Raw genomic sequence first — 8,122 nt, forward strand, 5'->3', positions numbered from 1 at the left:
CGCCACCCCGCCCGGCCGCCACGCAACGAATCGCCGCCGCCAGGGCCGGACGCGCAACGGATCACGCGGCTGCCCGCAACGCTCGCGCCTTGTCCGGGCACAGCCGCCGACCGTACCGTCTAACGGACCCCACCTGCCCCTTCGTACGCCATGAGGATCCGCCATGCCTGCGCTCCGCACCGCCCTGCTCCAGAGCTCGGGGCAGCCCGGATCCGTCGACGCGAACCTCGCGGAGCTCGACGCGGCCGCCGCCCGCGCCGCCGCGACGGGGGCCGGGCTCCTCGTGGTGCCCGAGCTGTTCCTCACCGGGTACGCGATCGGCGACGACGTGGCCCGCCTCGCCGAGCCCGCCGACGGCCCCTCGGCCACGGAGATCGCCGGTATCGCGGCACGGCACGGGATCGGCGTCGTCTACGGCTATCCCGAGCGCGACGGCGGGACCGTCTACAACTCCGCCCAGCTCATCGGCCCCGACGGCACGCGGCTCGCGAACTACCGCAAGACCCACCTCTTCGGCGGCTTCGAGCGCGACGCCTTCACCCCGGGGGAGCGGACCGTCGTCCAGGCCGACCTCGGCGGCGTCCGCGTCGGCCTCATGATCTGCTACGACGTCGAGTTCCCCGAGAACGTCCGGGCGCACGCGCTGGCAGGCACCGACCTCCTGGTCGTGCCGACCGCGCAGATGCACCCCTTCCAGTTCGTCGCCGAGTCCGTCGTACCGGTACGGGCCTTCGAGAACCAGATGTACGTGGCCTACGTCAACCGGGTCGGCCAGGAGGGCGAGTTCGAGTTCGTCGGGCTCTCCACGCTGGCCGGTCCCGACGGGGTGCCGCGCGCCCGCGCGGGCCGCGCCACCGAGCTGGTCGTCGGTGACGTCGACCCCGGCTTCCTGAGCGCCTCGCGCGAGACCAACCCGTATCTGCGCGACCGCCGCCCCGGCCTGTACACCTCGCTCGCCTGACCGAGCCCGCGCCAGCCCCCTCACCTCGTTCTTCAGCCCGCGCAAGGAGTCCGTACCCCCATGACGTCCACGGTGCCCACCGCCATCCAGCACACCGACGCCCAGCCGCCGATCACCATGTTCGGCCCGGACTTCCCCTACGCCTACGACGACTTCCTCGCGCACCCGGCGGGGCTCGGCCAGATACCCGCGACCGAGCACGGCACCGAGGTCGCCGTCATCGGCGGCGGGCTCTCCGGCATCGTCGCCGCGTACGAGCTGATGAAGATGGGCCTCAAGCCCGTCGTCTACGAGGCCGACCAGATCGGCGGGCGGCTGCGCACCGTCGGCTTCGACGGCTGCGACCCGTCGCTCACCGCCGAGATGGGCGCCATGCGGTTCCCGCCGTCCTCGACCGCGCTCCAGCACTACATCGACCTGGTGGGTCTCACCACCCAGCCGTTCCCCAACCCGCTGGCCGAGTCGACGCCCTCCACGGTCGTCGACCTCAAGGGCGAGTCGCACTACGCCGAGACCGTCGCCGACCTGCCGCAGGTCTACCGCGACGTGGCGAAGGCGTGGAACGACTGCCTGGAGGAGGGCGCGGACTTCTCCGACATGAACCGCGCGCTGCGCGAGCGCGACGTACCCAAGATCCGCGAGATCTGGTCGAAGCTCGTCGAGAAGCTCGACAACCAGACCTTCTACGGCTTCCTCTGCGACTCCGAGGCCTTCAAGTCCTTCCGGCACCGCGAGATCTTCGGCCAGGTCGGCTTCGGCACCGGCGGCTGGGACACCGACTTCCCGAACTCCATCCTGGAGATCCTCCGCGTCGTCTACACCGAGGCCGACGACCACCACCGGGGCATCGTCGGCGGCTCCCAGCAGCTGCCGCTGCGCCTGTGGGACCGCGAGCCGCAGAAGATCGTGCACTGGGGGCCGGGTACGTCCCTGTCCTCGCTGCACGAGGGCGGCGCGCCGAAGCCCGCCGTCACCCGCCTCACCCGCACCGCCGGGAACCGCGTGACGGTCACCGACGCCTCCGGCGACATCCGCACCTACCAGGCGGCGATCTTCACCGCCCAGTCCTGGCTGCTGCTCTCGAAGATCGAGTGCGACGACTCGCTCTTCCCCATCGACCACTGGACGGCGATGGAGCGCACCCACTACATGGAGAGCTCGAAGCTCTTCGTGCCGGTGGACCGGCCGTTCTGGCTGGACAAGGACGAGACCACCGGGCGCGACGTCATGTCGATGACGCTCACCGACCGCATGACGCGCGGCACCTACCTGCTCGACGACGGCCCCGACAAGCCCGCCGTCATCTGCCTCTCCTACACCTGGTGCGACGACAGCCTGAAGTGGCTGCCGCTCTCGGCGAACGAGCGCATGGACGTCATGCTCAAGTCGCTCGGCGAGATCTATCCCAAGGTCGACATCCGGAAGCACATCATCGGCAACCCGGTGACCGTGTCCTGGGAGAACGAGCCCTACTTCATGGGCGCGTTCAAGGCGAACCTGCCGGGCCACTACCGCTACCAGCGGCGCCTGTTCACCCACTTCATGCAGGACCGCCTCCCCGAGGACAAGCGCGGCATCTTCCTGGCGGGCGACGACATCTCCTGGACGGCGGGCTGGGCCGAGGGCGCCGTGCAGACCGCGCTCAACGCCGTCTGGGGCGTGATGCACCAGCTCGGCGGCGCCACCGACCCGGGCAACCCGGGTCCGGGCGACCTGTACGACGAGATCGCCCCGGTGGAACTGCCCGAGGACTGACCCCCCACCGCGAGCGGCGGCGGGGTCCGGTGCGGACCCCGGCCGGCCTCAGTCCGGCAGCGGCGTGAGCAGCACGCGCCCCACCAGACCCACCGCCCCGTCGAGCCGCTCCCCGAACTCCGCCGCGACGACCGGCAGATGGCGCAGCGCCCAGAGGGCCCGCGCCGCCGCCCACGCGCCGTCCCTGGCCCGCTCCAGGCTCCAGGAACCGGCCAGATGCGTCAGCGGATCGGCGATCTGGAGCAGGTCGGGGCCCGGCATCAGCTCCTCGCGGATGCGCTCCTCAAGGGCGACGAGGATGTCGCCGACGCTGTCGAACTCGTCCTCCAGATCGGCCGGCTCGCAGCCGAGCGCCCGGCAGGAGTCCACCAGGGCGAGCGCCAGGTCGTGGCCGATGTGCGCGTTGATGCCCGCGAGGGCGAACTGGAGCGGGTGCACGCCGGGGTGGCGGCGGTACTGGAGGAGCGGGCGCCAGCAGGCCGGGGCGCGGCGCCCGTCGGCGGCGGCCCCGACGGCCGTCAGATAGCGCTCGGCGAACCGGACGTCCAGCGTGGCGGCGCTGCGCGCGTCGGGGAAGGTCCCCGCGGCCAGCTGTCTGCCGACCTCCTCGGTGACCGACAGATAGAGCCGGTTGAAGACGGCCACACCGTCCCGGGGCGGCCACCCGTCGCCCAGAGCGCGCATCCGCGCCACCACGCCGTCGACCCCGTGCGCCGGGGTCCTGCCCTCCGCGAACCGCTCCAACCGCACCATGGCGGCAGGGTCCCAGCTCCGCCCGGGCCGGGGCACGGACGCACCGGACGCTTCCCCGAAACGAGGGAACGTGTCAGTGCTCGGCGTCGTCGTACGTGGACGTGCCCGAGTCGAGCAGCGGCTCCTGCGACTTGAGGTGCGGCGGGGCGAAGGCACGCAGTACGTGGTAGCCGGTGATGACCACGAGGGTGCCGAGGGCGATGCCGCTCAGCTCGAAGTTGTCGGTGAACTTCAGGGAGACGCCGCCGACGCCGATGATGATGCCCGCGGCGGCCGGGACCAGGTTGAGCGGATTGCGCAGGTCCACCTTGGCGTTGATCCAGATCTGCGCGCCGAGCAGGCCGATCATGCCGTACAGGATGACGGTGATGCCGCCGAGGACGCCGCCCGGGATCGCCGCGACGACCGCGCCGAACTTGGGGCAGAGCCCGAAGAGCAGGGCGAAGCAGGCCGCCGCCCAGTACGCGGCGGTGGAGTAGACGCGGGTCGCCGCCATCACGCCGATGTTCTCGGAGTACGTCGTGTTGGGCGGGCCGCCGACCGCGGTGGAGAGCACCGAGGCGGCACCGTCGGCGGAGATCGCGGTGCCCAGCTTGTCGTCGAGGTTGTCGCCGGTCATCTCGCCGACGGCCTTGACGTGTCCCGCGTTCTCCGCGATCAGGGCGATGACGACGGGCAGCGCCACGAGGACCGCCGACCACTCGAAGCTCGGCGCGTGGAAGGAGGGCAGACCGATCCAGTCCGCCTTGCCGACGGCGGAGAGGTCCAGGCGCCAGTGGTCGACGACCTTGCCGGAGCCGTCCGCCGAGTGAATCCTGCCGAAGACCTGGTCGAAGACCCAGGAGATGCCGTAGCCGAAGATCAGGCCGAGGAAGATCGCGACGCGTGACCAGAAACCGCGCAGGCAGACCACGGCCAATCCGGTGAAGAGCATCACCAGGAGCGCCGTCCACTGGTCCTGCGGCCAGTAGGTCGAGGCGGTCACCGGCGCCAGGTTGAAGCCGATCAGCATGACCACCGCGCCGGTCACGATCGGCGGCATCGCCGCGTGGATGATCCGCGCGCCGAACTTCTGCACCGCGAGGCCCACCGCGAAGAGCGCGGCGCCGACCACAAGGACCGCGCCGGTCACGGTGGCGCTGGTGCCTCCCTGCGCCCGGATGACGGCGGCGACGCCGACGAAGGAGAGCGAGCAGCCCAGATAGCTGGGGACCCTGCCGCGGGTGGCGAGCAGGAAGATGGCGGTCGCGACGCCCGACATCATGATGGCCAGGTTCGGGTCGAGACCCATGAGGACGGGCGAGACGAACGACGCGCCGAACATCGCCACCACGTGCTGCGCGCCGAGCCCGAAGGTGCGCGGCCAGGAGAGGCGCTCATCGGGCCGTACGACCGCGCCGGGGGCGGGCGTGCGCCCGTCGCCGTGGAGTTTCCAGCGCACGCCGAGATCCATGGTGAGTGTCGCTTTCTGTGCGCCGGGCCGGACCGTGTCGTGTGGCCCGAAATGATCGACGCCATGTTAATGCGACGCCAGTGCGACTTCTCCCCGGTCCGGCCCGGCGCCTCGCGAAAGGGCCTCAGGAGGTGCGGCCGGGCGCCTTCGCCTCCGCCGCCGGGCCCTGCGCCGCCTTGCGGCCGTCGGTGCGCAGCACGTTCGCGAAGACCACGAGGCCGCAGGCGAGCAGCGTCACCAGGCCGAAGGAGGTCACGAGGCTCGTCGCGTCCGCCAGCGTCCCGATCGCCGAGGGCGCGATCAGGCCCGAGGTGTAGGTGATGGTGGCGACGCCCGCGATGGCCTGGCTGGGGTTCGGGCCGCTGCGCCCCGCCGCGGCGAAGGCCAGCGGCACCACGACCGCGATGCCGAGCCCGAGCAGGGCGAAACCGGCCATGGCCATCAGCGGGTGCGCCGCGAAGACCACGAGCAGCCCGCCCGCCACCGCGAGCAGCCCGCCCGCGCGCACCGTCCGCACCGCGCCGAACCGGTCGACCACGGCGTCCCCCACGAGTCGCGCGATCGCCATGGTGAGCGTGAAACCGGTGGTCGAGGCGGCGGCGACACCGGCGGATGTGTCCAGGACGTCCCGCAGATAGACCGCCGACCAGTCGAGGCTCGCGCCCTCCGCGAAGACCGCGCAGAAGCCGACCGCGCCGATGAGCAGCGCGGACCTCGGCGGCAGCGAGAAGCGGGGCGGCGCCTCGGCCTCCGGCTCCGCCTGTACGTCGAGCACGCCCTGGCAGGCCGCGAGGCCGAGCGCGGTGAGCGCGGCGGCGGCGAGCGCGTGGTGCAGCCGGGCGTCGGAGCCCAGATGCGCGGCGACGGTACCGGCCGCCGAGCCGATCAGGGCGCCGACGCTCCACATGCCGTGCAGGCCCGACATGATCGACTTGCCCATGCGGGTCTCGGTCTCGACGCCGAGGGCGTTCATCACCACGTCCGACATGCCAGAGGAGGCGCCGTAGACGAAGAGCGCCAGGCAGAGCGTGAGCAGGTTGGGCGCGAGCGAGGGCAGGATCAGGGCCGTCGTCCACATCGCGAGCAGCCCGCGCAGCGCGGTGCGCGCGCCGAAGCGGTGGCTGATGCTGCTCGCCAGCGGCATCGCCACGGAGGCGCCGATCGCCGGGAAGGCGAGGGCGAGTCCGAGCATGCCCGCGCTGACCGACGCGTGGTCCTGGATCCACGGCACCCGGGTCGCGAAGGAGCCGGTGACCGCGCCGTGCACGCAGAACACGGCGGCCACGGCGATCCGCGCCCGCCGCAGCCGCGCCTTGTCGTAGACCACTTCACTCATCCCGTTCCGCCCCTCCGGAGTGCTGCCCCGATACGGCGCGTAAACTATCAGGAACCCTGCCTGATAAATAGCAGCGCCGGGTGGAAGGAGACCGGTATGCCTGCCTCACCGAGTACCGCCCGGGCCATCAACGACCGGCTCGCGCTGGGCCTCCTGCAGAGCGAAGGGCCCCTGACGGCCAACCAGTTGAAGCAGCTCACCGGCCTCTCCCGGCCCTCGGTGGCCGATCTCGTCGAGCGGCTCCAGGGCTCCGGGCTCATCACCGTCGTCGGCGAGGCGGGTGCCCGGCGGCGCGGGCCCAACGCCCGGCTGTACGGGATCGTCGCCGACCGGGCCCACCTCGCCGCGCTCGACGTCCGTACGGAGAGCGTCTCCGTCGTCGTCACCGATCTGCTCGGCGCGGTCCTCGCCGAGGCCTCCGCGCCGATCGGCGGCGACACCGGGGCCGCCCTGGAGCGCGCGCTCGACCTCGTCGGCGGCACGGCGCGCGGCGGCGGCGTCCAGCGGCTGCACRCCATCGGCGKCGGCGCGCCGGGGCTCATCGACCCCGCCACGGGCGACCTGCACGACACGACCTCCCTGCCCGCCTGGCACCGCGGCCTCGCGGGCGCCCTCCAGGAGCGGCTCGGGGCGCGCGTCCTGGTGGAGAACGAGACCAACCTCGCGGCCCGTGCCGAGCGGCGGGACGGCGCGGCGCACGACAGGGACACGTTCGTGCTGCTCTGGCTCGGCGACGGCGTCGGGGCGGCGGTGATGCTCGAAGGCGCGCTGCGCAGGGGCGCGTCGGGCGGTACGGGCGAGATCGGCTTCCTGCCGGTGCCGGGCACCGGTGGTCTGCCCTCGGCCACCGGCTGCGAGGGCGGCTTCCACTCACTGGCCTGCGCGGCGGCGCTGCTCGGCCTCGGGGCGGAGCACGGCCTGCCGGTCGCCGGGATGTCCGCGTCGGATGTGGTGCGGCGTGCGGTGGAGGCGGGCGAGGACGCCTTCCTCCAGGCGGTGGCGGACCGCGTCGCCGTGGGCGCGGCGGCCGTGGCGGCGATCCTCGACCCCGGGTGCGTCGTCCTCGGCGGCGAGGTGGGCCGGGCGGGCGGTGCCGCGCTCGCCGCCCGGGTGGAGGACCGCGTCACCGCCATGTCCCCCCTGCGCACGGAGGTCCGCGCGTCGGCGCTCGGCGGCTCGGCGGTCCTGCGGGGCGCGCTGCTCGCGGCGCGGGACGCGGCCCAGGAGGAGTTGTTCGGGCCGGGCGGCTGAGCGCCCGGAACACGCCCGGAACACACCCGGAACACACGAGGAGCCGCTCACGCCCACGGGGATCGGAACCCCATGGGCGTGAGCGGCGGTCAACCGGTCGGGCGGTGCTCGCCCGGTCAGGCCGTGGTCGCCCGGTCAGGCCGTGGTCGCAACGGTCAGCAGGCGCCGAGGTCCTGCCAGACGCCCCACTCGCCGCCGGTGCCGGGCTCGTCGCCCTTGGTCCACCACTTGGCCTTGTAGGTGTGGGACTTGTGCGACACGGTCTTGCCGGAGCCGTACTCGGCCGACGCGCTCCATGCCGGAGCGGTGCAGCCGCCGGGCGGGTCGGTCGGTCCCGGCGGGTCGGTCGGGCCCGTCCCCGTGCCCGGCTCGACCACCGTGGTGCCCCGTGCCAGGTCACCGGCGAGGGCGTACTTGGTGCCGCTGATCTCCACCGTCCAGTTCCACGGCGTGGACGTCGGCAGGTAGTAGTTGAAGGAGAGGTCCACCGAGGCGCCGGGCGCGAGCGTCTGCCAGGCCGGGAGCTTCAGCGAGACGCGGTGGAAGTCGCCCTTCAGGCCGCCGACGTTGCTGCCGGTGTGGTCGCTGCTGATCACCTTGGTGCCGAAGCCGG

7 protein-coding genes are annotated in these 8,122 nt (G+C 72.7%); 3 read left to right on the forward strand and 4 right to left on the reverse strand.

Going from position 1 to position 8,122, the window contains the following annotated elements:
• The first annotated feature begins 163 nt into the window (after positions 1-163).
• The gene (locus tag AB8Z36_RS25785) at positions 164-961 is read left to right on the forward strand and encodes a carbon-nitrogen hydrolase family protein (RefSeq protein ID WP_369215768.1); all 798 of its coding nucleotides are present in this window, start codon (positions 164-166) and stop codon (positions 959-961) included.
• A gap of 60 nt (positions 962-1,021) precedes the next feature.
• Positions 1,022-2,716 (forward strand): flavin monoamine oxidase family protein, encoded by a 1,695-nt coding sequence (locus AB8Z36_RS25790; protein WP_369215769.1) that lies wholly within the window; start codon positions 1,022-1,024, stop codon positions 2,714-2,716.
• Between the two features lie 48 nt (positions 2,717-2,764).
• On the opposite strand, the gene AB8Z36_RS25795 is transcribed toward AB8Z36_RS25790, so the two are convergent.
• From AB8Z36_RS25795 to AB8Z36_RS25805, 3 genes are all read right to left on the reverse strand, one after another.
• The gene (locus AB8Z36_RS25795) at positions 2,765-3,469 is read right to left on the reverse strand and encodes a DUF5995 family protein (RefSeq protein WP_369215770.1); all 705 of its coding nucleotides are present in this window, start codon (positions 3,467-3,469) and stop codon (positions 2,765-2,767) included.
• Between the two features lie 73 nt (positions 3,470-3,542).
• The gene (locus AB8Z36_RS25800; protein WP_369215771.1) at positions 3,543-4,922 is read right to left on the reverse strand and encodes a uracil-xanthine permease family protein; all 1,380 of its coding nucleotides are present in this window, start codon (positions 4,920-4,922) and stop codon (positions 3,543-3,545) included.
• Positions 4,923-5,046: 124 nt separating this feature from the next.
• Positions 5,047-6,258 (reverse strand): MFS transporter, encoded by a 1,212-nt coding sequence (locus tag AB8Z36_RS25805; RefSeq protein WP_369215772.1) that lies wholly within the window; start codon positions 6,256-6,258, stop codon positions 5,047-5,049.
• Positions 6,259-6,354: 96 nt separating this feature from the next.
• Between AB8Z36_RS25805 and AB8Z36_RS25810 the strand changes: the two genes are divergently transcribed.
• Positions 6,355-7,509 (forward strand): ROK family transcriptional regulator, encoded by a 1,155-nt coding sequence (locus AB8Z36_RS25810; protein ID WP_369215773.1) that lies wholly within the window; start codon positions 6,355-6,357, stop codon positions 7,507-7,509.
• 155 nt (positions 7,510-7,664) lie between these two features.
• On the opposite strand, the gene AB8Z36_RS25815 is transcribed toward AB8Z36_RS25810, so the two are convergent.
• The coding region (locus tag AB8Z36_RS25815; RefSeq protein ID WP_369215774.1) for a chitinase C-terminal domain-containing protein at positions 7,665-8,122 on the reverse strand (458 nt) is incomplete at its 5' end.

Origin of the sequence: Streptomyces flavofungini (genome assembly GCF_041028215.1) — a bacterium.
Classification (GTDB): domain Bacteria; phylum Actinomycetota; class Actinomycetes; order Streptomycetales; family Streptomycetaceae; genus Streptomyces; species Streptomyces flavofungini_B.

Excerpts from the sequence above, each read along its gene's own strand:
- AB8Z36_RS25805 (WP_369215772.1), bottom strand. The coding sequence starts at position 6,258 with ATGAGTGAAGTGGTCTACGACAAGGCGCGGCTGCGGCGGGCGCGGATC.
- AB8Z36_RS25785 (WP_369215768.1), top strand. The coding sequence starts at position 164 with ATGCCTGCGCTCCGCACCGCCCTGCTCCAGAGCTCGGGGCAGCCCGGA.
- AB8Z36_RS25795 (WP_369215770.1), bottom strand. The coding sequence starts at position 3,469 with ATGGTGCGGTTGGAGCGGTTCGCGGAGGGCAGGACCCCGGCGCACGGG.
- AB8Z36_RS25800 (WP_369215771.1), bottom strand. The coding sequence starts at position 4,922 with ATGGATCTCGGCGTGCGCTGGAAACTCCACGGCGACGGGCGCACGCCC.
- AB8Z36_RS25790 (WP_369215769.1), top strand. The coding sequence starts at position 1,022 with ATGACGTCCACGGTGCCCACCGCCATCCAGCACACCGACGCCCAGCCG.